We start from the raw sequence: 21,516 nt of genomic DNA, 5'->3' as shown, positions 1-21,516 counted from the left end.
CGGTTCCAATCCGGATCGATCCCGCCGTCAGCGCGGCCGGCGCTCCTCCGCGCGCCGAAGCACCTCGAACGCGGCCTGAACCGCCTGGAACCGCACCGCCGCATCGGCGTCGCCGGGGCGGACATCGGGGTGGTTGGCCTTGGCCAGCCGGCGCCACGCGGCTTTCACCGCCTCGAAATCGGCGTCGGAATCGAGTTCGAGCGTCTCGAAGGCGCGCAGCTCGTCGCGGGTCCAACGGCCGTCGCCGGGGCCACCCCAGCCATAATGCGCCTGTTCGGCATAGCCCGAGGAGGCCTGGCGCTCCTGCTCGGCGCGCTTCGCCGCCTCCTCGGCCGACAGGCCGGCGAAATAGTCCCAGTTGCGGTTATATTCCTCGGCGTGGCGGGGACAGAAATACCAGCGTTCGCGGCTGTTCGGCGCCTTGGGCGCCGGGCAGTCGCCCGGCTGGTCGCAGCCGTGCCGGTCGCACATGCGCACCTTGGTCGCGCCGCGTTCGCTGCCATAGCCGCGCCAGCGGGGAAAACCCCAGTCGTTCGAACGGGAAGAGGATCGGGCCATAAGCCTTCCCCTGTAGCGCCGAACGGCTGAACGGACCATTGCGGAAATCGGAAGCGGGCGGGGCGTCGTCATCGCCCGGGAACATCGGCGGTACATTCCCCCGGTTTCTGGGTTATAGCCATGGGGAAGAGCGGACGTGGCCGCCGAAACAGGAGAGACGATGCGGACCTTCGAGCGATTTCCGAACCTCGTCACCATGTTCTTCACGCGCGCCCGCGAGAAGGGCGACGCCCCCTTCCTGTGGGCGAAGCGCGGCGGGGCGTGGGCGCCGCTGAGCTGGACGGAGGTCGCGCGCCGGGTCGCCTCGCTCGCCGCCGCGCTGCGTGCGCAGGGGCTGCGCGAGGGCGATCGCGTCGTGTTGGTGTCGGAGAATCGTCCCGAATTCTGCATCGCCGACCTCGCGATCATGACCGCGGGCTGCGTGACGGTGCCGACCTACACCACCAACACCGAGCGCGACCACACCCACATCCTGGAGAATAGCGGCGCGCGCGCGGCCATCGTCTCGACCGCGAAGCTGGCGCAGGTGCTGCTGCCTGCGATCGTCCGCTCCTCGACCTGCGAATTCCTGATCGGCATGGAGCCGCTGCCCGCGACCGCGGTCCGCACCCTCGATTTCGCGGCGCTCGCCGGCGATCCGGCCGCCGATGTCGCCGCAGCCGAGGCCGCCGTCGCCGACTTGCGGCGCGAGGATCTCGCCTGCCTGATCTACACCAGCGGCACCGGCGGCGCGCCGCGCGGGGTGCGCCAGCATCACGGTGCGATCCTGTGCAATGTCGAGGGATGCGTCGACATCATCGCCGAGGATTTCGGCTGGGACGACGAGGTGTTCCTGTCGTTCCTGCCGCTCAGCCACGCCTATGAGCATTCGGGCGGGCAGTTCCTGCCGATCGCGCTGGGCGGGCAGATCTATTATGCCGAGGGACTGGAGAAGCTCGCCGCCAATATCGAGGAGACCCGGCCGACGATCATGGTCGTCGTCCCGCGCCTGTTCGAGCTGCTGCGCGCGCGGCTGATCAAGGCGGTCGAGAAGCAGGGCGGGATCGGCCAGAAGCTGCTCGACAAGGCGCTCGAGCTCGGCACGCGCGAGAAGCTGCGGCTGGCCGACTATCCGTACAAGCTGGCAATCGACCTGCTGCTCAAGCCCAAGGTGCAGAAGCGCTTCGGCGGGCGGATCAAGGCGCTCGTCTCGGGCGGCGCGCCGCTCAACCCCGAGGTCGGGCAGTTCTTCTCCTCGCTCGGCCTCACCCTGCTCCAGGGCTATGGCCAGACCGAGGCGGGGCCGGTGGTCTCGTGCAACCGGCCGAAGGCGGGGATCAAGCTCGACACGGTCGGCCCGCCGATGAAGGGGGTCGAGGTCAAGATCGCCGAGGACGGCGAGATATTGATCCGCGGCGAGCTGGTGATGGCCGGCTACTGGCGCAACGAGGCCGAGACCGAGCGGGTGCTGAAGGACGGCTGGCTCCATTCGGGCGACGTCGGCCATCTCGACGACAAGGGCCGGCTCAAGATCACCGACCGCAAGAAGGACCTGATCGTCAACGACAAGGGCGACAATATCGCGCCGCAGAAGGTGGAGGGCATGCTGACCCTCCAGCCCGAGATCGCCCAGGCGATGGTGGCGGGCGACAAGCGGCCCTATATCGTCGGCCTCGTCGTCCCCGACCAGGAATGGCTGGCGGTCTGGGCCGGTGAACGCGGCCTGCCGCCGGTGCTGGCGCAGCTCAAGGGCAATGCCGATTTCCACCGTGCGCTGATGGCGGCGGTCGACCGGGTCAACGCCGATCTGTCGGTGATCGAGAAAGTCCGCCGCATCGCCGTCGCCGACGAGCCCTTCTCGATCGAGAACGAGCAGATGACCCCGTCGATGAAGAACCGCCGCCACGCGATCCGCGCGGTCTATGGCGACCGGATGGATGCGCTTTACGGGGGGTAGGCGCCTTCTCCGTCATCCCGGCGAAAGCCGGGATCTCCCTGCCTTTCCGCGCCTTTGGAGCATAGGGACGAAAAGAAGAGGGATCCTGACTTGCGTCAGGATGACGAGAAACCGTGGGGACGGGGAACTGTAGCGTCGCCGCCATTGCTGCGACGCGGATTCTTCGTCGAATTGTAATATCGGCGGCTGGCGATGCCGCGCGGCGCCACGCTTCGTCTTGAGGTCGTGTCGAACTATTTCGACATCATGACGGGTGATCTTCTGTTGACCGCGAATATTTTAAAGTGGTGTATAAAATTGTTTCACGAAAGCGATTGAATATATTCTACGGTACCGACAGGTGATAACGCCTGATACCTTCTATATATTTGAAAATGAAGCGAGAATGAACGCATGATTTCATGAGTTTTACTGTGACCGTAACATAAGTGTCGTGACGAAAACCTATAGGCCCCGGCGAACCAGTTCAACAAAGGGGTTTATACGATGCGGTCCCGCACCCGGTTTCATCTCCGCCTGCTCTCGGCCTCGGCCGCGCTGGCGATCGCCGCGCCGGTCTTCGCGCAGGCGGCCGTTCCCGCCGCCTCGGCGGCCGAGGATCTCGCCGCCGACGATGCCGACGGCGGCCTCGGCGCCATCGTCGTCACCGCCACCCGGCGCGAGACCGACCTGCAGAAGACGCCGATCTCGATCTCGGTGATCGGCACCCAGGGGATCGCGGACCGCCACATCCAGAGCCTGTACAACCTGACCGACGGCTCGATCCCGTCGCTGCGCGTCACCACCTTCGAGGCGCGCCAGTCGGCACTGACGATCGGCATCCGCGGCATCGTCCCCTACGACCAGAACCAGACGGCCCGTGATGGCGGCGTCAGCGTCTATATCGACGGCGTCGCGTTGGGTAAGACCCAGGGCCTCAACGCCGCGCTGTTCGACATCGAGCGCATGGAGGTGCTCAAGGGGCCGCAGGGCACCCTGTTCGGCCGCAATACCGAAGGCGGCGCGCTGTCGATCGTCACCAAGGCGCCCACCGGCCAGTTCGGCGGCCATATCGAGGCCGGGATCGGCAATTACGGCAGCCGCAGCGCCGACGCCCATGTCGACCTGCCGGCGTTCGCCAACCTCGCCCTGAAGTTCGAGGGCGTCTACCAGCACCAGGACCCGACGGTGAAGAACCCGCTCGCCGGCGCGACGGGCTGGAACTATTACGACCGCAAGGGCGGCCGCGTCGCGGCGCGCTGGACGCCGGTCAGCGGCCTCACCGCGGACTTCGCCTATGATTATGCGAAGGACGAGAACACCCCGAACTTCAGCCAGCTGATCAACTACAACCCGAACGGCTATGTGGTCGGCTCGTACAACGGCGCCACCACGGGCACCGCGCTGTTCCTGCCGGGCACGACGACTCCCTGTGGCGGAACCATCGCCGCCGGCACCAGCCGCCCCGCCTGCATCGCCCCGCTGGCGCCGGCCGTCGTGCCGCACCCCGGGCGTCAGTCCTCGTCCGATATCGGCGTGCCGCAGCAGCCGAGCGTCGACATCACCCACGGCTTCTCGGCCAACGTCAAATATGAAGCGGCGCCCTGGCTCGAACTGCGCTCGATCACCGCGTGGCGCGGCGTCTCGACCGATCAGTGGGACAATAGCGGCGGTGCGGCGCGCCAGACCTTCTCGCCTTCGGCGAACTTCAGCCGCTACAGCCTCTCCTTCCTGCGCCAGAACCAGTTCAGCCAGGAATTCCAGGCGGTCGGCAGCGTCGACCAGTTCGATTATGTGGTCGGCGCCTATTATTACACCGAGCATGCCACCGAGCATGCGGCGACCCCGCTGAGCAACCTCTGGAACGCCGACGGCACCGGCTACACGGTCCGCAGCCCGATCGTGTCGGGCACGGTCACCAGTGCGAACTCGGGCTACCAGCCCTTCGATCCGTCGTGCATCAACACCCTGGCCGCGACCGTCCCGGAATCCGCGAACAGCTGCCAGTTCATCGCCCGCGCCAGCGAGGCGCATGACCACAGCTATTCGCTGTTCGGCAACGTCACCTACACGCCGGCGGGCCTGGACATCGTCCACCTGACCGCGGGCGGCCGCTGGACGAAGGATCGGCGGCGCGGCCGGCTCTACGTCGTCAACAACACGGCGCAGCCCTTCACCTTCAAGAACCGCATCAGCCGCTTCGATCCGATGCTGAACCTCGCGGTCGACGTGTCGAGCGACGTCCACGCCTATGCGAAATATGCGACCGGTTTCCGCGCCGGCGGGGCCAACGACCGGTCGCAGCAGTTCAACGCCTTCGGCCCGGAGACGGTGAAGTCGTACGAAGTCGGCGCGAAGATGGACTTCTGGCAGCACCGCGCCCGCCTGAACGTCGCCGGCTACATCATGGATCGCTCGAACACCCAGTTCGACTTCGACCTCTATGATACCGCATCGGGCAGCCCGACGCTGGGCAGCCACATCGAGCAGACGCAGAATGCGGGCAAGACCAAGATCCGCGGGGTCGAGGTCGACCTGACGGTCATGCCGGTCGACAACCTGACCCTGACGGGCTCCTACGCCTACACCCACTGGAAGGCGCCGTCGGCGGTGAACCCGATCACCGGCGGCCGGCCGCAGCAGCTCTACATCGTCTACACGCCGAAGCACGCGGCGTCGGGCGCGATCGACTATGTCCTGCCCGTTCCCGCCATCGCCGGCGACGCGAACATTCGCTTCCACCTCGACGGCAATTATCTGGGACGGCAGTACAGCTTCCAGCTGGAGCCGACCCGGACCGACTCGAGCTTCGTCGTCAACGGCCGCATCACCCTCGGCGACATCGCGGTCGGCGGCAACAGCAAGGTCTCCTTCTCGGTCTGGTCGCGCAACCTGTTCAACACCACCTATTATTATCGGCGCTCGGCGGCGAATTCCTCGCCGGTGCAGAACTATAACGGCAGCACGCTGGTCTCGACCAACTATGGCGGCGTGCTGGGCGACTATGCCAACCTCAATCCGCCGCGCACCTTCGGCGGCGAGATTTCCGTCCACTTCTGATCGGGTTCCCAGGCCTGCGCCGGACCGCCGGCCCATCCCCGCAAGAGCGAGGATGGGTTCGGCGGTCCGGCTTTTTTCGGCGAACTGTGCTGTCGGATACTGTGGTCGCGGCCGGGGAGGCTAAGGTCGGGCTCTCCGTCGGACCCGGCTGCGCCGGGTGGCTCCTCCCGGCGCCTATCCCCGGGACAACCGCGCGTTCGCCGACCTGACGACCGGGCAACAGGCGTTCGCGGCTGCCGCTGGACCCGCGATGAAGAAGACCATCGAGCGCGCGCCAGGCGAATCCGTCGCCTCGCCGGCTCACGCCCCCGACATGGCCGCCGCCCGGCCGCGGATGGACTGGATCGATTCGTTGCGCGGGCTCGCCACGATGCTGGTGATCCTGTTCCACGCATCGGTCGTGGTCGGCCGCCACGGGCTCGAACCCTGGCCGCCGCTGCTGCACCTCAACCATCTCTTCACGCCGTTCCGCATGGCGATGCTGATGGTGCTGTCGGGGCTGCTGGTACCCAAGGCGCTCGCCAAGCCGCCGCGCACCTATCTGCTGCGCAAGACCGGCACCTTGCTCTATCCCTATCTGTTGTGGACGCTCGCCTACGGCCTGATGATCGAGCCGGCCGGGCTGCCCCACGTCAAGCTGTGGATGGGCGGCAGCTACCTCTGGTTCATCCTGTTCCTGTTCACCTATTATGTCTGGGCGCTGCTGCTGCGCCGGGTGCCGCCCGCCGCGATCATCCTGGCCGCCGCACTGCTGTCCTTCCTGTCGCCCGACGACAGCAAATATGAGGAACGCTATTTCTTCCTCATGGCCTTCTTCTTCCTGGGCTACCTGCTCGCGCGCGATCCCGGCCGGATCGCCGTCGCCGACGACCGCCGCCTGATCTGGCTGGCGGTCCCGGTCGTCGCGATCCTCGCCGCCGGATCGGCGATCGCGGGCGGGATCAACTACAAGATCGAGCTGTGCCTGCCGGTCGGCATCGCGATCCTGCTGGTGATCGGGCTGGCGCGGCGCCATGCCGAAGGAAGGCTATGGGCGCCGCTGCGCTTCGTCGGCCGCCACTCGATCGTCTTCTTCAGCCTCCATTATCCGCTGATCTACGGGCTGATCGCGCTGTGCCTGGCGCTGGGGCTCGGTTCGGTCCCGGCGATCAGCGCGATCTGCTTCGTCGTGCCCGCCGGGCTGTGCGTGGCGCTCGCCATCGCGCGCGAGCGCCACGCACGGCTCGACTATCTTTACGCCCTGCCGCTGTGACTCAGGGTGCGGCGGCGGCGGTCGCGGCGCCCGCTACAGGCCGGGTCCGGTAGCGGTCGAACCAGGCGATGATCGCCGACGCCTTGGCCGCCGCCTGCGACGGCCGGGCGGCGATGCCGCCATGGCTGGCGCCCGGCACCTTGACCAGCGCGGTCGGCACGCCGCGGATCTGCAGCGCGGCATAATATTGCTCAGCCTCGCTGACCGGGGTGCGGTAATCCTCGCTGCCGACGACGACCAGGGTAGGCGTCTTGACGTTGCCGACCAGGCTGAGCGGCGAGCGCGCCCAATAGCCGGTCGGGTCCTCCCAGGGCAGCTTGGCGAACCAGTAGCGCGAGGTGAACAGCGTCGCGTCCATCGTCAGGGCCTCGCTGATCCAGTTGATCACCGGCTTCTGCGTGGCGGCGCCCCTGAATCGGTCGGTCTTGCCGACGATCCAGCTGGTCAGCACGCCGCCGCCCGATCCGCCGGTGACGAACAGATTGTCGGGATCGGCCACCCCGGCGCCGATCGCCGCGTCGACCGCCGCCATCAGGTCGCCATAGTCGTCGCCCGGATATTTGTGGTGGATCAGCTCGGCGAATTCCTGGCCATAGGAGGTCGAGCCGCGCGGGTTGGTGTAGAGCACCGCATAGCCGGCCGCCGCGTAGAGCTGGTCGTCGGTCGAGAAATGCGGGCCATAGGCGCTGTGCGGGCCGCCATGGATCTCCAGCACCAGCGGCACCCGCTGCCCCTCGCGCCAGCCGGGCGGGGTCACCAGCCAGGCCGGGATCGCGCGACCGTCGGGCGCCTTGACCGCCAGCTCGCGGACCTGGCCCAGGCTCTTGGCGGCGAGGAAATCCTCATTGAGCCGGGTGAGCTGCCGGATGCGGCCGCCGCTCGCCACCGACAGGTCGGCGGGGCGCAGCGCCGATCCGCTGGTGAAGGCGATCGCGCCGGTCCTGGAGACGCTGAAGTCGCCGCCACTATAGGGCCGGTCGAGGCTGGTCCCGGTCAGCCCGCCCGCCAGCTCGGTCACCTTGCCGTCGAGGGTGACGCGCGCGATCCGGTTGACGCCGCGATCGTCATACTGGGCGTAGAGCGAGCGGCCGTCGGCGGCCCATTCGGCCTTGTCGATGCTCCGGTCGAAGCCGGCGGTGATCGCCCGCGCGCCGCTGCCGTCGCGGTTCATCACGTAGAGCAGCGTGGTCTGCCAGGACAGCCGCTTGTCGTCATAGCCGAGATAGGCGACCTTCGAGCCGTCGGGCGAGACCACCGGGGCGACGTCGGGGCCCGCGCGGTCGGTCAGCGCGCGGATCGCGCCGGTCGCGACGTCGAGCGCGTAGATTTCCGGATCGAACACATTGCGCTGCCAGTCGGGCTTGCGCACCGCGCTGAACAGGATCGATCGCCCGTCGGGCGTCCAGCTCAGCGGGCCGCCGTCCTGATAGTCGCCGGAACTGAGCTGCCGGGGCGGCCCGCCGTCCGCCGCGACGACGAAGACATGGTCGTAGCCGGGCTCGACATAGCCGCCGCCGTCGGCGCGATAGTCGACCCGGTCGATCACCTCCAATGGCTTGGCCCAGTCGGCGCCCTCGGGCTTGTCGGGCGCCTTGCCCAGCTTCATCGGCTCGCCGGGCACGCGCATGACATAGGCGATGCTGCGCCCGTCCGGCGACCAGGCGATCGCCTGCGGGCCGTCGGGAAGCTGGGTCACGCGCGCCGTCGCGTCGTCGGCCAGCCAGCGGACGAACAGCTGCGGCTTGCCCTTGGGATCGGCGGCGACATAGGCGAGCCGCCTGCCGTCGGGCGACCAGCGCGGCTGGCTGGCGTCGGCGACCAGCGGGCGTTGCGTGCCGCTGGCCACGTCGACCAGCCAGATCGTCCCCTTCACCTTGTCGGTCATGATGTCGGCCTGGCGCCGGACATAGGCGACCGTCTTTCCGTCCGGGCTGATCTGCGGATCGGACACGACCTGCAGCGCGAAGATGTCCCGCCCCTCGAAGCGGCTGGAGAGGGTGGGCGCGGCCGCGGCGGCCGGGGCGGCGGAGATGTTCTGGGCGAAGGCGGGCATGGCGAGCAGCGCCGCGCCGAGCATCAGCGCGGAAAGGGTCGGTTTCGGCATGGAGGACCTCGATCTTGTGGATGCCGCACCGTTGCGCGTTTCGCGATCGGGCTCAACCCCGGGGGCTTTACGGGTGCGAAACCGTCACGGCGCGATCGGCAGGGCGATCACCGCCCGCAGGCCCGGCCCGGCATCGCCGAGCGCCAACGTCCCCCGGTGGAGCCGCGCGATCGATTCGACCAGCGGCAGGCCGAGGCCGTGGCCGCTGCTGGCCCGGCTTCCGTCGAGCCGGCCGAACCGGCGCAGCGCGCGGGCGCGTTCGGCGGCGGGGATGCCCGGGCCATCGTCCTCGACGCTGACCAGTGCCTGGTCGCCGGCCCGGGCCGCGACGATGCGGATGCGGCTGCCCTCGGGGGTATGGCGGATCGCGTTCTCGACGAGGTTGATCAGCGCCTGGGCCAGCAGCCGGCGGTCGCCCGCCACCGGCAGGTGGACGGGATCGCCGTCGACGAGGGAGCGGCCGGCATCGGCGGCGGCGGGCTGCATCGTCGTCGCGACATGATGGGCGATCGCGCCCAGGTCGACCCGCTCGAACCCGGCGCGCCGCGCGCCGCCTTCGATCTCGGCGATGCGCAGGATCGCGGCGAACATCGCCAGCAGCGAGTCGCTATCGGCAATCGCCCCCTCGATCTCGGCTATGATCTCCGCAGGTGGGGCGTCGCCCCTCTCGGCGCGCCGCGCCAGCGCCTGCAGCCGCCCGCGCAGCCGTGCGAGCGGGGTGCGCAGGTCGTGGGCGATGTCGTTGGAGACGTTGCTGATCTCGGCCATCAATCCGGCGATCCGGTCGAGCATCGCATTGAAGGCGCGCGCCTGCTGGTCGAACGCGCTGCCGGACCCGTCGACCGGCACGCGGCGCTGCATGTCGCCGTCGACGATAGCCTCGACGGTGCGGCGCATCGCGACGATGCGGCGGCCGATGACGAAGCCGAAGGTCGCGACCCCGGCGACCACGACCAGGATGATCGACCCGAAGCCGAACAGATAGATGCGGGCCCGCGCGGCGTTATAGTCGTCGAACGGCTCGGTCTCGGCGACCACCGTCAGGATCAGGCCGTCGCCGATCGGACGGACCAGTGCGCGGCCGGTCGACAGCCCCTTGACGCCGAGCGCGCGGTCGACCGTCGAGAACCCCTCGGGCAGCGGACGCCGCAGCCGGATGTTGCCGGCGAGGAAGCGGCTGTTGGCGGTGGTCAGCAGCAGGCCCAGGTCGCCGGTGTCGCGCTCCCTGGTCAGCGCGCCGATCTGGCGGATCAGCTCGGTTGTGCCGCTGTGCGTGCCCATCGCCGCCAGCTCGCCGCTGACGCTGGCGATGCGCCGGTCCACCAGGGCGACGATCGTGCCGTGGGTCGCCCGGTAGACGGCCAGGCCGGTCAGCCCCGTGGCGGTGATGAACGCGACGAGGAACGCCGCGGTCAGCGCGTGGAGCGATCGCAGCCGCTTCATCCGGGCAGGAGGTAGCCGACGCCGCGCACCGTGCTGATCGGGTCGTCGCCGCCGTTCGCGGTGAGCTTGGCACGGAGCCGGCGGATATGGACGTCGACCAGGTTGGTCGCGGGCTCGAAGTCGTAACCCCACACCTTTTCGAGCAGCATCGCCCGGGTGACGATCGAATCGACGTTGCGGACCAGTTCGAGCAGCAGGTTGAACTCGATCTTGCTGAGGTCGACCGCCTTGCCGTCGCGCCAGGCGCGGAAGCGGGCGGGGCTGACGACGATGTCGCCGGCGCGCAGCGTGTCGCCGTCCTGCGCCGGCTGGCGGCGGCCGCGCAGGATCGCGTTGAGCCGGGCGTTGAGCTCGGCCGCCGTCACCGGCTTGACGACATAGTCGTCGGCGCCGGCGTCGAGCCCCTCGACCTTCTCGACCGGCCGGCCGAGCGCGCTGAGGATGATCACGGGCAGGCCCATGCCGTCCTGCCGGATGCGCTGCAGCACCGACAGGCCGTCGACCGTCGGCAGCATCAGGTCGAGGATCATCGCGTCGAACCGATCGCGCGTCACCGCCTCGATCGCCGCGCGCCCGTCCGTCGCCACCGACACATGGTGGCCCATCTCGCGAAGGTCGCGCTCCAGCATCGCGACCAGCGCGGCGTCGTCCTCGACCAGCAGCAGGTTCAGGCCCATCTCATCCTCACTCGCCGGTCCGCTCCAGCAGAAGCCGGCGCCGGGGGAAAGCGCGATTGTCATCATAGTGCAGCATCGCCGCCATGTCCGGTTCAGAGACGGCCCGGGAAGGGCCGAAAAGGCCGCGCACTGCGCAACCGTATTACTGTTGCATATATGCCATACACTCGTCCGATTTCGGTCGTCGCGAGGCGCCGGCCGCTTTTCGATTGTTACAGCCGCCGAAAATTGATCTCTAGGCCGCCATGCGGGGGAAAGACGAATCGGGCGCCGGGCGCTCCATCGGCGCGGCCGAACGTATCCTACGGGCATTGGCGGCGGAATTTCCGCGCCTGCACGATCGCCAGTCCTTCCTGGACAGCGCGGCGTTGCGTGCCGGATATGACAAGGAGGACGGCGCCGCGCTGTCGGACAATGAGCGCCAGGCGGCCGCCCGTGCGCTGACCCGGCTGATCAGCGACGGCACGGTCGCCGAGACGCTCTGGCCCTCGGGCGACAGCGACAAGGTGCAGCTTCCCGAACAGGGGATGATCGCGGTGTCGGTCAACCTCGGCTCGCTGCGCGAGGAGCGGCTCGCCTGGGAGGCGGAGCGCAAGGGCGCCGAGCCGAGCCAGGAGCGGATCGTCAGCGAGATCGTCGACCGCTCACGCGTCTGGATCGAGCAGAACATGGACGGCGACAAGCTGCCGCTGCTGCTGGTCAACGCCAGCATCATCCACGGATCGAACGCCTTCGATATCCTGATCAGCGCGCAGTACCGCAACCCCTACAACCTGCTGCGCTACACGCGCGAGGTGGTGCAGGTGGTGGCGCACATCGCCGGTACCCATACGATGCTCGTCGCGCAGAGCTACGGCTTCCCCGACTTCACGGCGGGGCGGTAGGGGCCTCAGTCCCGCTCCTCGGCGCTGCGGCGCAGATTGTCGCCGAGGGTGACCAGACGCTGCTGGAGCGCCGCGATCTCCTCGGCCGGCAGGCCGATCGAATCGAACAGCTCGGGCGGCAGGCAGGCGGCGGCGTCGCCGGCGGCGCGGCCCTGGTCGGTCAGGTGGACGCGCACCACCCGCTCGTCGGCGGCGTCGCGGCGTCGCTGGACGAAGCCCGCCGCCTCGAGCCGCTTGATCAGCGGGGTCAGCGTGTTCGATTCGAGGAACAGATGCTCGCCGAGCGCGCCGACCGTCTGGCCGTCGGCATGGCGCAGCGCCAGGATCACCAGATATTGCGGATAGGTGAGGCCGAGCCGGTCGAGCAGCGGCTTGTAGACGCGGTTGAACGCGTGGCCCGCCGCATAGACCGCGAAGCATAGCAGATTGTCGAAGGGACCCGCCGTCCCGGAAGCGTCGTTCGTCATGCCGCAAATATAGATCGCGCGCGATATGATCGCAAGCGTTGACACGGCGCCGCGACTCACCTAAATAAATCGTACACGATTAAATCGTGGAAGATTGAAAAGGGCTCTCCCCGAGCCCCCCGATGAGGAACAGGACCATGGCTACCAAGATTCTCTATTCCACCAGCTCGACCGCCACCGGAGGCCGCGACGGCCGCGCCCGCACCGCCGACGGCAGTTTCGAGGTCACGCTCGGCACGCCGAAGGAACTCGGCGGCAACGGCCAGGGCAATAATCCCGAGCAGCTCTTCGCTTCGGGCTATGCGGCCTGCTTCCTCGGCGCGATGAAGTTCGCCGCGTCGCAGGGCCAGCATGCCAAGGTGCCCGCCGACGCGACCGTCACCGCCACGGTCGGCATCGGCCCGCGCGCCGACAAGGGCTTCGGCCTCGCCGTCGCGCTCGAGATCAGCCTCCCCGGCGTCGACCGCGCCGCGGCCGAGGCGCTGGTCGCCGAAGCCGACACCATCTGCCCCTACAGCCACGCGGTGCGCGGCAATATCGAGGTGAAGCTCAGCGTCGCCTGAGGCGTCCTCCCGCGGCGTCATCCCGGCGGAGGCCGGTATCTCGGGAGAGGTTCGCTCTCTTGCCTCCCGAGACCCCGGCCTCCGCCGGGGTGACGTTTGTCGGGAGGGGGACATAAAACACGGACTATCTAACTCCGTGTTTTATGCTTGACGAATCAAACGCGGAGTGTACTAGTCCGCGTTATGGCGCACATCACCACCAGTATCGAATATGGCATCCATTGCCTGCTGTGGCTCGTCGGATCGGGCGACCGGGCGATGAGCAGCCGCGACCTTGCCGAGCTGCAGGGCGTCTCACCCAGCTTCCTTGCGAAGATCTTCCCCAAGCTCGAAAAGGCTGGGATCGTCGCGGCGAGCGAGGGGGTGCGCGGCGGCTATCGGCTGGCGCGCCCGGCCGATGCGATCAGCTTCCTCGACATCGTCGACGCGATCGAGGGCGAGAAGCCCCTGTTCGATTGCCAGGAGGTGCGCGAGCGCTGCGCCCTCTTCGCCGGCGGCACCCCCGCCTGGGCGACCGACGGCGTCTGCGCGGTCCACGCCGTGATGCTCCAGGCCGAAAAGGCGATGCGCGACGCGCTCGCCGCCCAGTCGCTCCAGGACGTCGCCACCCGCTTCGGACGCAAGGTGCCCGACGATTTCTTCGGCAGCGTCGAGGCGTGGGTGGGCGATCGTATCAGCGGGCGGACCGGCCGCGCCCGGCCGGCGCGCGAATCGCCGGGCTGACCTGACCGCCCCGTAGCGGGGCGTTCCTCCCCTTTCCCGACCTCTTTCTCGGCGCCGCCGGACGTTCCGAGAAAGCCCCTCCGTGCGCCATGATCGATGGCGGCGGGGAACGATCCCTCATGTCCGGCGACCATCGAAAGGAAATCGTCATGACCAGCAAGATCCTGATCGCCGGCTCCGGCTTCGCCGGCCTGTGGGCCGCCCTGTCCGCCGCGCGCGCCGTGTCGCTCGCCGGCCGGGAGGACGATGTCGAGGTAACCATCGTATCGCCCACTCCCAATGTCGCGATCCGGCCGCGCCTCTACGAGATCGACCTCGCCAACATGCACCCCGACATCTCGGCGCTGCTCGACGCGGTCGGCGTCCGCCACCTCGCCGGGTTGGTCGATTCGATCGACAGCGCGGCGCGCACCGTCACGGTCCGCACCCATGACGGTGGCTGGACGACGCTTGGATATGATCGCTTCATCCTCGCCGCCGGCAGCCGGCTGTTCCGCCCGGACATTCCGGGCATCGATCTGGTGTTCGACGCCGACCAGCACGACTCGGCGCACGCGCTGGACCGTCATCTCAAGGCGCTGGCCGAGGCGCCGGAGACGCCTGCACGCAACACGGTGGTGGTCGCGGGCGGCGGCCTGACCGGGCTCGAGACCGCGACCGAGATGCCCGCCCGGCTGCGCGCCGCGCTGGGATCCGATGCGGCTATCCGCGTCGTCATCGTCGACACCGCGCCGACGATCGGCGCGGCGATGGGCGCCGAGGCGGTGCCGCACATCCACGAGGCGCTGGGCCAGGCGGGCGTCGAATCGCGTGCTGGCGTCCGCGTCGCCGCGATCGAGCCGGGCGCGGTGGTGCTCTCCTCGGGCGAGCGGATCGAGACCGACACGGTGGTGTGGAGCGCCGGGATGCGCGCCCACCCGCTGGCGGCGACGATCCCGGGCGAGCACGACCCGCTCGGCCGCGTGGTCGGCGACCCGTTCCTCCATGCGCCCGACGCGCCGGGGGTGTTCGTCACTGGCGACACGGTCAAGGCGGCGACCGACGACCAGGGCAACTTCAACGTCATGTCGTGCCAGCATGCGATGAGCCTCGGCCGCGTCGCCGGGCACAATGCCGCGGCCGAACTGGTCGGCCTGCCGCTGCATCCCTACAGCCAGCCCAAATATGTCACCTGCCTCGACCTTGGCCCGTGGGGCGCGCTCTACACCGAGGGCTGGGAGCGCGCGGTCCGCTTCGTCGGCGACGAGGGCAAGGCGATCAAGCGCGAGATCAACGGCGTGTGGATCTACCCGCCCGCGCCCGATCGCGACGCTGTGTTCGGGATCGCCAATCCCGACTATGTGATCGTCCCCTGAGAGTCTGACGCAAAAGTCCCCGCTCGCCCCGAGGAAGCTTGAGCCTGGTCGAAATGCTGTCTCGAAGGGGCCTTCAAGGCTGGAAATATCCTTCGATATGGGCCTTCGCCAAAGCTCAGTCCCTCCTCAGGATGAGCGGTAAGGCACTTTCCGGTCAGACTCTCAGGAGGGACGGTCAGGACCGGGGCGGCCGCTTGCCCGACGGCGGGCGGTCCGGCCTCGGCCGGCGCGGATCGCGGGGCGCGCCCGGACGTCCCCCGCCGCCGCCCGGTCCGCGTCCCGGTCCCCCCGTGGGCCGGGGCTGCGGCCGTGGCGCGACGCCGGCGACCTTGGGGTTGAGCACGGTATAGCCTTCCGACTGGAGCCGGGTGAAGGCGGCGCGGACACTGGTCTGGATCGACGCCTGCAGCTCGGCTGGCAGGTCCTGGAAGGTGGTGTTGGGGTGGATCGCGCCCAGGTCGCGCAGCAGCGCGTTGGGCACGCCCTTCGACGCGGTGCGCAGCGCGCCGAGCCCGTCGATCACGGCCGCAACGATCACGTCGTGCATGACCTCGGATGCGGACTTGGTCACTTCTTCCTCCGGATTCGACGCGGTTCCGACGACCGGGCCGCTATACAGCCTGCCGGGACGGGCGGAAGCGAAATATGCTCTCGTCATCCCGGCCTCCGCCGGGATGACGGAGTTGGAGTCGCCGATTGACGCCGTGCGCGCCTTGCTGGCAGGCAGGATGCGGAACGACGGAAAGGGACGGCATGACCGAGCGGAAGAGGGCGATCCGGCCGATGCATCCCCGCGACCCGGCCGAGCCGCATCGCGCCGCGACCGCGCTGGAGCTGCTGTTCGACCTCGTCACCGTGATCGCGATCGCCGCCGCGGCCGAGGGGCTCCATCATGCGATCGCCGAGGCGCATGCGGGGCAGGGGGTGCTGCGCTTCGCGCTCGCCTTCTTCGCGATCTGGTGGGCGTGGATGAACTTCACCTGGTTCGCCTCGGCCTATGACAATGACGATGCCGTCTTCCGGCTGCTGACGATGGTGATCATGGCGGGCTCGCTGGCGCTGGCGGCCGGGGTCGACGCGCTGTTCCGCGCGCTCGACATCCATCTGGTGGTCGCCGGCTATGTCGTGATGCGGCTCGCCATGGTGCTGCTGTGGCTGCGCGCCGCCGGGGCTGATCCGGCGCGGCGGACGACCAATCTGCGCTATGCCGGCGGGATCGCGGTCGTCCAGCTCTACTGGGTGCTGCTGGTGGTGCTCGGATCGCCGGGCTCCACCGCCTTCGTGCCGCTGATGCTGCTCGGTTTCCTGCTCGAGCTCGGCGTGCCCGCCTTCGCCGAGCGTGCGACGACCACCCCCTGGCACCGCCACCATATCGTCGAGCGCTACGGCCTGCTGACGCTGATCGTCCTCGGCGAGATATTGCTCGGCGCATCGCTCGCGCTCCAGGCGGCGGCGCGCGAGGCGTTCGACGTGCGGCTCGTCCATGTCGCGCTGTCGGCGCTGGTGATCACCTTCGCGATGTGGTGGCTCTATTTCTGCGAGGAGGAACAGCTCCACGGTTCGGGCCTGCGCCGCGCGCTGTTGTGGGGCTATGGCCATCTGCCGATCTTCGCGGCGGGTGCGGCGGTCGGTGCGGGTTTCGCGGTGCTGGTCGACATCGTCGCCGGCCACGCCCATGTCCCGCTGCGCGTCGGCGACATGGCGGTGGCGATCCCGCTCGCGCTCTACATGGCCGGGCTCTGGCTGGTCCGCGACCGCTTCGTCCTGGCCGGGCCGGCGGGCCTCGTCCTGCCGCTGTTCGCGCTGGCGATCGTCGCGCTGCCCTTCGCCTTTCCCGCGCTGGAGGCGATCGCTGCGCTGGCGGCGCTGGCGGCGGCGATCCGCGCCCGGCTGGGCCATCGCCACCCCGGCCACCATGGTTGAGCGGCCCTGAAACGGGGCACGGTGGAAAATCGGGCCGCGATCGACTATGGGACGGCGATGAATCACCCGCAGCCCATCACCATGCCGATTCCCGGCCACATCGATCCTGTGCCGGTTCCGCGCGACCTGAAGCCGCGCGTGGACGGCCGGATCGACCTGCTCGGCCTGTCGCGCGACGACCTGCGGATGGCGCTGGAGACCGCCCAGCTCGAACCGAAGCAGGCGAAGCTGCGCGCCAAGCAGCTCTGGCACTGGATCTACAATCGCGGCGCGACCGACTTCACGGTGATGACCGACATCGCCAAGGACATGCGCGGCTGGCTCGACCAGCGCTTCGTCGTCTCGCGGCCCGAGGTGGTCGAGGCGCAGGTGTCGACCGACGGCACCCGCAAATGGCTGCTCCGTTCCGACGACGGGCAGGATTACGAGATGGTGTTCATCCCCGACGCGGACCGGGGCACTCTCTGTGTTTCCAGCCAGGTCGGCTGCACGCTCAACTGCCGCTTCTGCCACACCGGCACGATGAAGCTGGTGCGCAACCTGACCCCGGGGGAGATCGTCGGGCAGGTGATGCTGGCGCGCGACGCGCTCGGCGAATGGCCGTCGCAGCCCGAGGGGCGGATGCTCACCAACATCGTGATGATGGGGATGGGCGAGCCGCTCTACAATTTCGACAATGTCCGCGACGCGCTCAAGCTGGTCATGGACGGCGACGGCCTCGCGCTGTCGAAGCGGCGCATCACCCTGTCGACCGCCGGCGTCGTGCCGATGATGGCGCGCGCGGGGGAGGAGATCGGCGTCAACCTCGCCGTCTCGCTCCACGCGATCACCAAGGACGTGCGCGACGAGATCGTGCCGCTCAACCGCAAATATGGGATCGAGGAGCTGCTGCAGGCCTGCGCCGACTATCCCGGCGCCAACAATGCGCGGCGCATCACCTTCGAATATGTCATGCTCAAGGACAAGAACGACCGCGACGAGGACGCGCTCGAGCTGGTCCGGCTGATCCGCAAGTACCGGCTGCCCGCCAAGGTCAACCTGATCCCGTTCAATCCCTGGCCGGGCGCGCCCTATGAATGCTCCGACCCCGACCGGGTCGCGCGCTTCTCCGATCTGATCTTCAAGGCGGGCATCTCAGCCCCCGTCCGCACCCCGCGCGGGCGCGACATCATGGCTGCCTGCGGCCAGCTCAAGTCGGCGGCGGAGAAGAAGAGCCGCGCCGAGCTCGACCGCATGGCGGCCGAGAAGCAGGCGGCGCTCGGCTGATGTCGGGGGACCGCTTCGAACGGCATCGCCAGCCCTGGACCCCCGACGAGGTCCAGAAGCTCCATACCCTGGCGAAGAAGGGCATGGCGCTCAAGGCGATCGCCAAGGCGCTCAAGCGCAGCGAGGAATCGACCAAGGACCGCGCCAAGGCCGACGGCCTCAGCATCGCCAAGCTGCGCTGACGTCCGCTCTCGATCGCTGGAGGCCGGCTACGCAGGCCGCTCCGAAATATTCCAGAGGCTTAACGGTTAAATTTTAGCCGTATCCCCTCTTGCATCGTTTCGCGCACGGCGGTCTTATGGGTTCCCGGAGAACCTGACCATGTCGTTATTCGATCGCTTCGCCGGCCATCTCTTCAAGCGTGGCGAAATGACCATCATCATGGCCGACGGCGACGTCCGCCGCTACGGCACGCCCGATCCGGCGATCAAGCCCGTCACCATCCGCTTCGCCGACAAGGGCGTCACCGGCTTCATCGCGCGCAATCCGCACCTGCACGCCGCCGAGGCGTTCATGGACGGCCGGCTGGTGATCGAACAGGGCGACATCCGCGACCTGGTCGACCTGGTCCGCGCGAACGGCAAGTGGGAGGAGGGCCGCGTCACCCTGCGCGGCACGTTCGGCCACCTGGTCAGGGACCGGCTCCGCGCCGCGCTGACCAGCGTCAACTGGGCGAGCCGCTCCAAGGCCAATGTCGCGCATCATTACGACCTGAGCGATCGGCTCTACGACCTCTTCCTCGACGCCGACCGGCAGTATAGCTGCGCCTATTTCACCGATCCCGACAACAGCCTCGAACAGGCGCAGGCCGACAAGAAGGCGCATATCGCGGCCAAGCTGTACCTCAAGCCCGGGCAGAAGGTGCTCGACATCGGCTGCGGCTGGGGCGGCATGGCCCTCTATCTGAACCGCGTCGCCGACGTCGACGTGCTCGGCATCACCCTGTCGGAGGAGCAGCTCAAGGTCGCGCGCGAGCGGGCGGCGGCGGCAGGCGTGTCCGACCGGGTCCGCTTCGAGCTGATCGACTATCGTGCGCTGGAGGGCAAGTTCGACCGGATCGTCTCGGTCGGCATGTTCGAGCATGTCGGCGTGCCGCAGTACGAGACCTTCTTCATGAAGTGCCGCGACCTGCTCGCCGACGACGGGGTGATGCTGCTCCACACCATCGGGCGGCTCGGCGTGCCGGGCAAGACCGACGCCTTCACCCTCAAATATATCTTCCCCGGCGGCTATAATCCGGCGCTGTCGGAGATCGTCTCGGCCAGCGAGCCGGCGCGGATGATCGTCGCCGACGTCGAGCCGCTGCGCCTTCACTACGGCATGACGCTCGACCGCTGGTACGACCGCACCGTCGCCGCGAAGGACGCGATCGTCGCCCTTTACGACGAGCGCTTCTTCCGCATGTGGACCTTCTACCTGGCCGGTGCACGGGCGGCCTTCTACCACGGCAATCTGTGCAATTATCAGATCCAGTACGTCCGCGATCGCCGCGCGCTGCCGATCACCCGTTCCTATATGGCGGAAACCGAAGCGGCGTTGCCGCGCTGACCGCGGCGCCATGCTAAGGCTCCTCCACCAAGAGGAGAGGCGCGATGGCGGATGGTGCGTGGAAACGGGTCCTGGCGGAATGTTTCGTCGGCGACGAGCTGGCCGAATGGAAGGCGGCGAAGGAGAGGCTGGGCCCCGGCTTCGACCATGATGGCCATGCCGCCGCCTGGGCCGATTACAATGCGCGGGTGCAGGCGGCGCTGCCGCTCGACCCCGATTCGGACGAGACCCGCGCGATCGTCGCCGAATGGGACGCGCTCTGCACCGACTATATGCGCGTCGCCGATCCGGCGATGAAGGCGGGTCCCAAGCCGCTCTGGGCCTTCCCGATGAACCTCGACGATCCCGAGCTGTTCCGGCAGGGGTGAGCGCGTGGCCGGGGCGCTCAGGCCCCGAAACCGCCGTCGATGGTCTGCATCGATCCGGTGATCATCGCCGCCGAGGGGCTGGCGAGGAAGGCGGCATAGTCGGCGATCTCCGACGCGTGGACATGGCGCTTGATCGCCATGAAGCCGTGCATCGTCTCGGCCATCGGACCGCTCGCCGGGTTCATGTCGGTGTCGGTCGGCCCCGGCTGGATCGAATTGACGGTGATGCCGCGCCCGCCCAGGTCGCGGGCGAGGCCGCGCACCATGCCCTGGATCGCCGACTTGGTCATCGCATAGGCGGCGCCACCGGCGAAGGGCATGCGGTCGCCATTGGTCGATCCGATGACGAGGATGCGGCCGCCGTCGGGCATCGTCCGGGCGGCCTCGACCGCGGCGTGATAGGGCGCGCGGACGTTGACGTCGATCATATGGTCGACCGCGTCCGCGTCGATCGTCAGCGGATCGCCGAGCGCGAGCGTGCCGGCATTGACCAGCAGCACGTCGACCGGCCCTTCGGCCGCGACCGCGGCGACCAGCGCGTCGCGATCGGCGCTGTCGACCTGGATCGCGCGGGCGCCGGTCTCGGCGGCGAGCGCGGCGGCAGCCTCGGCCGATCCGGCATAGCTGAAGACGACATGGTCGCCGGCGCCGGCGAAGCGGCGGACCAGCGCGGCGCCGATCCCCCGGCTGCCGCCGAGGACGAGAATCTTGCGCGAAGCATTGTCGGACATCGGAAAGCTCCTTTTCATTTCTATAGTGATCGCTATATAAATATGGCCATGCAGCCGATGCAAGGGTTTTTATAATGATCACTACAAAAAAATCGCAGGGGCGGGGACGGCCGCGCGGATTCGACCCCGAGCAGGCGATCGCGACCGCGCAGGCGCTGTTCCAGGAGAAGGGCTATGACGGGGTCGGCGTCGCCGACATCGGCAAGGCGCTCGGCATCACGCCGCCCAGCTTCTACAACGCCTTCGGCAGCAAGGCAGCGTTGTTCGACAAGGTGCTCGACCGCTACGCAGGCAGCTTCGGCCGCTTCGTCCCCGATGCTCTCGACGGCGGCGGTGGAGTCGCCGAGGCGATCGAGCGGGTACTGTGCGACGCCGCGCGGCTCTATGCGCGCAAGGACGGGATCGCCGGCTGCCTGGTGCTCGACGGCGCGCGCAGCAGCGGCGACGCCGAGGCTGTCGCGATGACCCGGCGGAAGATGGAGGAGAGCCAGGCGCTGATCGCGTCCCGGATCGCCGTGGAGGCGCCCGATCGCGCCGACCGGCTCGCCTCGATCGTCGTGACCGCGCTCAAGGGATTGTCGGCGGCGGCGCGCGACGGCGCGAGTGCCGAGGAGCTCCGCGCCTTCGCCGATGCGGCGGCGGCCGGGTTCCGGGTGGCGCTGGCCCAAAAATGACGTCA

At 68.5% G+C, this 21,516-nt stretch carries 20 protein-coding genes and 1 other annotated feature; of the genes, 13 read left to right on the top strand and 7 right to left on the bottom strand.

Translation table 11 applies throughout. The annotated features are described in order from the left end of the window. Positions 1 to 27 precede the first annotated feature (27 nt). Complete coding sequence (locus tag B5X82_RS15300; protein ID WP_079649015.1) at positions 28 to 558, bottom strand: J domain-containing protein; 531 nt, start codon at positions 556 to 558, stop codon at positions 28 to 30. Positions 559 to 718: 160 nt separating this feature from the next. Here B5X82_RS15300 and B5X82_RS15295 point away from each other — a divergent pair, with 160 nt between their 5' ends. From B5X82_RS15295 to B5X82_RS15285, 3 genes are all read left to right on the top strand, one after another. Beyond that, the gene (locus tag B5X82_RS15295) at positions 719 to 2,494 is read left to right on the top strand and encodes an AMP-dependent synthetase/ligase (protein ID WP_079649014.1); all 1,776 of its coding nucleotides are present in this window, start codon (positions 719 to 721) and stop codon (positions 2,492 to 2,494) included. A 486-nt stretch (positions 2,495 to 2,980) separates the two neighbouring features. After that, positions 2,981 to 5,533: a TonB-dependent receptor gene (locus B5X82_RS15290; RefSeq protein WP_139385114.1), complete on the top strand. Its 2,553-nt coding sequence runs from the start codon at positions 2,981 to 2,983 to the stop codon at positions 5,531 to 5,533. Positions 5,534 to 5,670: 137 nt separating this feature from the next. Further along, positions 5,671 to 5,724, top strand: a sequence feature (sul1 is cis-regulatory element that is thought to sense ions involved in sulfur or methionine metabolism; They are found in Alphaproteobacteria). Positions 5,725 to 5,783: 59 nt separating this feature from the next. Continuing rightward, positions 5,784 to 6,785 (top strand): acyltransferase family protein, encoded by a 1,002-nt coding sequence (locus tag B5X82_RS15285; RefSeq protein ID WP_079649098.1) that lies wholly within the window; start codon positions 5,784 to 5,786, stop codon positions 6,783 to 6,785. A 1-nt stretch (position 6,786) separates the two neighbouring features. On the opposite strand, the gene B5X82_RS15280 is transcribed toward B5X82_RS15285, so the two are convergent. The 3 genes from B5X82_RS15280 to B5X82_RS15270 all read right to left on the bottom strand — a co-directional run bounded on the left by B5X82_RS15280 (position 6,787) and on the right by B5X82_RS15270 (position 11,009). Next, complete coding sequence (locus tag B5X82_RS15280; protein WP_079649013.1) at positions 6,787 to 8,889, bottom strand: S9 family peptidase; 2,103 nt, start codon at positions 8,887 to 8,889, stop codon at positions 6,787 to 6,789. An 84-nt stretch (positions 8,890 to 8,973) separates the two neighbouring features. After that, positions 8,974 to 10,332, bottom strand: coding sequence for a HAMP domain-containing sensor histidine kinase (locus B5X82_RS15275; RefSeq protein WP_079649012.1), 1,359 nt, complete (start codon positions 10,330 to 10,332; stop codon positions 8,974 to 8,976). Beyond that, entirely contained in the window at positions 10,329 to 11,009 is a 681-nt protein-coding gene (locus B5X82_RS15270) for a response regulator transcription factor (protein WP_176152578.1), read from the bottom strand. The genes B5X82_RS15275 and B5X82_RS15270 overlap by 4 nt, the downstream gene beginning before the upstream one ends. A 311-nt stretch (positions 11,010 to 11,320) precedes the next feature. On the opposite strand from B5X82_RS15270, the gene B5X82_RS15265 reads away from it, so the two are divergent. After that, complete coding sequence (locus B5X82_RS15265; RefSeq protein ID WP_079649096.1) at positions 11,321 to 11,893, top strand: hypothetical protein; 573 nt, start codon at positions 11,321 to 11,323, stop codon at positions 11,891 to 11,893. Positions 11,894 to 11,898: 5 nt separating this feature from the next. Here B5X82_RS15265 and B5X82_RS15260 read toward each other — a convergent pair whose 3' ends face one another. Then, on the bottom strand, positions 11,899 to 12,360 hold the full coding sequence (locus tag B5X82_RS15260; RefSeq protein ID WP_079649095.1) for a MarR family winged helix-turn-helix transcriptional regulator: 462 nt from the start codon (positions 12,358 to 12,360) through the stop codon (positions 11,899 to 11,901). 137 nt (positions 12,361 to 12,497) lie between these two features. Here B5X82_RS15260 and B5X82_RS15255 point away from each other — a divergent pair, with 137 nt between their 5' ends. The 3 genes from B5X82_RS15255 to B5X82_RS15245 all read left to right on the top strand — a co-directional run bounded on the left by B5X82_RS15255 (position 12,498) and on the right by B5X82_RS15245 (position 15,001). After that, complete coding sequence (locus B5X82_RS15255; RefSeq protein ID WP_012049159.1) at positions 12,498 to 12,923, top strand: organic hydroperoxide resistance protein; 426 nt, start codon at positions 12,498 to 12,500, stop codon at positions 12,921 to 12,923. 183 nt (positions 12,924 to 13,106) lie between these two features. Beyond that, positions 13,107 to 13,646 carry an RrF2 family transcriptional regulator gene (locus B5X82_RS15250; protein ID WP_079649011.1) on the top strand — a complete coding sequence of 180 codons (540 nt, stop codon included), beginning with the start codon at positions 13,107 to 13,109 and terminating at the stop codon, positions 13,644 to 13,646. A gap of 149 nt (positions 13,647 to 13,795) precedes the next feature. Next, complete coding sequence (locus tag B5X82_RS15245) at positions 13,796 to 15,001, top strand: NAD(P)/FAD-dependent oxidoreductase (RefSeq protein WP_176152571.1); 1,206 nt, start codon at positions 13,796 to 13,798, stop codon at positions 14,999 to 15,001. 175 nt (positions 15,002 to 15,176) lie between these two features. On the opposite strand, the gene B5X82_RS15240 is transcribed toward B5X82_RS15245, so the two are convergent. Then, positions 15,177 to 15,572, bottom strand: coding sequence for a hypothetical protein (locus tag B5X82_RS15240; protein WP_079649010.1), 396 nt, complete (start codon positions 15,570 to 15,572; stop codon positions 15,177 to 15,179). A 182-nt stretch (positions 15,573 to 15,754) separates the two neighbouring features. Here B5X82_RS15240 and B5X82_RS15235 point away from each other — a divergent pair, with 182 nt between their 5' ends. The 5 genes from B5X82_RS15235 to B5X82_RS15215 all read left to right on the top strand — a co-directional run bounded on the left by B5X82_RS15235 (position 15,755) and on the right by B5X82_RS15215 (position 20,106). Beyond that, positions 15,755 to 16,924 (top strand): low temperature requirement protein A, encoded by a 1,170-nt coding sequence (locus tag B5X82_RS15235; protein WP_079649009.1) that lies wholly within the window; start codon positions 15,755 to 15,757, stop codon positions 16,922 to 16,924. Positions 16,925 to 16,981: 57 nt separating this feature from the next. Further along, complete coding sequence (rlmN, locus tag B5X82_RS15230) at positions 16,982 to 18,190, top strand: 23S rRNA (adenine(2503)-C(2))-methyltransferase RlmN (protein WP_079649093.1); 1,209 nt, start codon at positions 16,982 to 16,984, stop codon at positions 18,188 to 18,190. Next, positions 18,190 to 18,372, top strand: coding sequence for a hypothetical protein (locus tag B5X82_RS15225; RefSeq protein WP_016744333.1), 183 nt, complete (start codon positions 18,190 to 18,192; stop codon positions 18,370 to 18,372). Before rlmN ends, B5X82_RS15225 begins: the two co-directional genes overlap by 1 nt. Positions 18,373 to 18,511: 139 nt before the next feature. Then, entirely contained in the window at positions 18,512 to 19,738 is a 1,227-nt protein-coding gene (locus B5X82_RS15220; protein ID WP_079649008.1) for an SAM-dependent methyltransferase, read from the top strand. A 44-nt stretch (positions 19,739 to 19,782) separates the two neighbouring features. Next, on the top strand, positions 19,783 to 20,106 hold the full coding sequence (locus B5X82_RS15215) for a hypothetical protein (RefSeq protein ID WP_079649007.1): 324 nt from the start codon (positions 19,783 to 19,785) through the stop codon (positions 20,104 to 20,106). A gap of 17 nt (positions 20,107 to 20,123) precedes the next feature. On the opposite strand, the gene bdcA is transcribed toward B5X82_RS15215, so the two are convergent. Next, on the bottom strand, positions 20,124 to 20,837 hold the full coding sequence (gene bdcA / locus B5X82_RS15210) for an SDR family oxidoreductase (protein WP_079649006.1): 714 nt from the start codon (positions 20,835 to 20,837) through the stop codon (positions 20,124 to 20,126). Positions 20,838 to 20,911: 74 nt separating this feature from the next. Here bdcA and B5X82_RS15205 point away from each other — a divergent pair, with 74 nt between their 5' ends. Continuing rightward, positions 20,912 to 21,511 (top strand): TetR/AcrR family transcriptional regulator, encoded by a 600-nt coding sequence (locus tag B5X82_RS15205; RefSeq protein ID WP_079649005.1) that lies wholly within the window; start codon positions 20,912 to 20,914, stop codon positions 21,509 to 21,511. The last annotated feature ends 5 nt before the right edge of the window (positions 21,512 to 21,516 follow it).

This window comes from Rhizorhabdus histidinilytica (assembly GCF_900167915.1).
Lineage (GTDB): Bacteria > Pseudomonadota > Alphaproteobacteria > Sphingomonadales > Sphingomonadaceae > Rhizorhabdus > Rhizorhabdus histidinilytica.
This window is presented reverse-complemented; position numbering and strand designations above follow the sequence as displayed.

Excerpts from the sequence above, each read along its gene's own strand:
- B5X82_RS15295 (WP_079649014.1), top strand. The coding sequence starts at position 719 with ATGCGGACCTTCGAGCGATTTCCGAACCTCGTCACCATGTTCTTCACG.
- bdcA (WP_079649006.1), bottom strand. The coding sequence starts at position 20,837 with ATGTCCGACAATGCTTCGCGCAAGATTCTCGTCCTCGGCGGCAGCCGG.
- B5X82_RS15205 (WP_079649005.1), top strand. The coding sequence starts at position 20,912 with ATGATCACTACAAAAAAATCGCAGGGGCGGGGACGGCCGCGCGGATTC.
- B5X82_RS15215 (WP_079649007.1), top strand. The coding sequence starts at position 19,783 with ATGGCGGATGGTGCGTGGAAACGGGTCCTGGCGGAATGTTTCGTCGGC.
- rlmN (WP_079649093.1), top strand. The coding sequence starts at position 16,982 with ATGAATCACCCGCAGCCCATCACCATGCCGATTCCCGGCCACATCGAT.
- B5X82_RS15270 (WP_176152578.1), bottom strand. The coding sequence starts at position 11,009 with ATGGGCCTGAACCTGCTGCTGGTCGAGGACGACGCCGCGCTGGTCGCG.
- B5X82_RS15235 (WP_079649009.1), top strand. The coding sequence starts at position 15,755 with ATGACCGAGCGGAAGAGGGCGATCCGGCCGATGCATCCCCGCGACCCG.
- B5X82_RS15225 (WP_016744333.1), top strand. The coding sequence starts at position 18,190 with ATGTCGGGGGACCGCTTCGAACGGCATCGCCAGCCCTGGACCCCCGAC.
- B5X82_RS15275 (WP_079649012.1), bottom strand. The coding sequence starts at position 10,332 with ATGAAGCGGCTGCGATCGCTCCACGCGCTGACCGCGGCGTTCCTCGTC.
- B5X82_RS15280 (WP_079649013.1), bottom strand. The coding sequence starts at position 8,889 with ATGCCGAAACCGACCCTTTCCGCGCTGATGCTCGGCGCGGCGCTGCTC.
- B5X82_RS15260 (WP_079649095.1), bottom strand. The coding sequence starts at position 12,360 with ATGACGAACGACGCTTCCGGGACGGCGGGTCCCTTCGACAATCTGCTA.
- B5X82_RS15290 (WP_139385114.1), top strand. The coding sequence starts at position 2,981 with ATGCGGTCCCGCACCCGGTTTCATCTCCGCCTGCTCTCGGCCTCGGCC.
- B5X82_RS15255 (WP_012049159.1), top strand. The coding sequence starts at position 12,498 with ATGGCTACCAAGATTCTCTATTCCACCAGCTCGACCGCCACCGGAGGC.
- B5X82_RS15300 (WP_079649015.1), bottom strand. The coding sequence starts at position 558 with ATGGCCCGATCCTCTTCCCGTTCGAACGACTGGGGTTTTCCCCGCTGG.
- B5X82_RS15285 (WP_079649098.1), top strand. The coding sequence starts at position 5,784 with ATGAAGAAGACCATCGAGCGCGCGCCAGGCGAATCCGTCGCCTCGCCG.
- B5X82_RS15245 (WP_176152571.1), top strand. The coding sequence starts at position 13,796 with ATGACCAGCAAGATCCTGATCGCCGGCTCCGGCTTCGCCGGCCTGTGG.
- B5X82_RS15250 (WP_079649011.1), top strand. The coding sequence starts at position 13,107 with ATGGCGCACATCACCACCAGTATCGAATATGGCATCCATTGCCTGCTG.
- B5X82_RS15220 (WP_079649008.1), top strand. The coding sequence starts at position 18,512 with ATGTCGTTATTCGATCGCTTCGCCGGCCATCTCTTCAAGCGTGGCGAA.